General features: G+C 63.4%; 2 protein-coding genes. Both read right to left on the bottom strand.

Annotated features, from left to right (window positions below):
• Positions 1–53 precede the first annotated feature (53 nt).
• Complete coding sequence (locus RMT89_RS40760) at positions 54–356, bottom strand: hypothetical protein (protein ID WP_315888799.1); 303 nt, start codon at positions 354–356, stop codon at positions 54–56.
• Between the two features lies 1 nt (position 357).
• A partial coding sequence (locus tag RMT89_RS40755; protein ID WP_315888798.1) for a hypothetical protein occupies positions 358–566 on the bottom strand: 209 nt, incomplete at its 5' end.

Raw genomic sequence — 566 nt, 5'->3', positions numbered from 1 at the left:
GCATCAGGTCGATGGAGGACAGCCGCCCGCGTCCTTTGGGCTTGCGCGCCATGTCAGTCGTCCTTGCGCGAAGGCCGCGAGACGCCCTCGATGGCGATCTCGCGCTTGAGATGGCGGGCGCCCTTGGTGGTCAGTGTGGCCACCAGCACCGTGCCTGCCTCAATCAGCGTCACGGCCCCGCGCTCGGCCAGCCAGCGCAGTTCGTCATGGATCCATTCCCGGTCCTTCTCGATGGCAAAGCGGCGCAGAAGCAAGTCAAGATAGCCCGAATGCAGCGACTCGTTGGTCTGCTCGGACAGGCCCTTCAGAATGATGAGCCGCGCGTCCTCACGCATGATTTTGGCATAATCGATCATGTCAACCTTTCGTCGCGGCCTTCACCGCCCACATGGCGGCCTCTTCAAATGCGGTTTGAGCGAGGGATTTCAGGCGGGCGATTTCGCCCGCGCCCGCCCCCTCGGCCGGGATGGTGTCAATCAGGTCGATCAGATCGGCAGCACCCCGTTTGATCTGCGACACCACCGGGTTTCCCGATGGGTTGAACTGTGCGCCCACGCGCTCAAGGC

Source organism: Streptomyces sp. P17, from assembly GCF_032436805.1.
Taxonomy (GTDB): Bacteria; Actinomycetota; Actinomycetes; order Streptomycetales; family Streptomycetaceae; genus Streptomyces.
This window is presented reverse-complemented; position numbering and strand designations above follow the sequence as displayed.

Excerpts from the sequence above, each read along its gene's own strand:
- RMT89_RS40760 (WP_315888799.1), bottom strand. The coding sequence starts at position 356 with ATGATCGATTATGCCAAAATCATGCGTGAGGACGCGCGGCTCATCATT.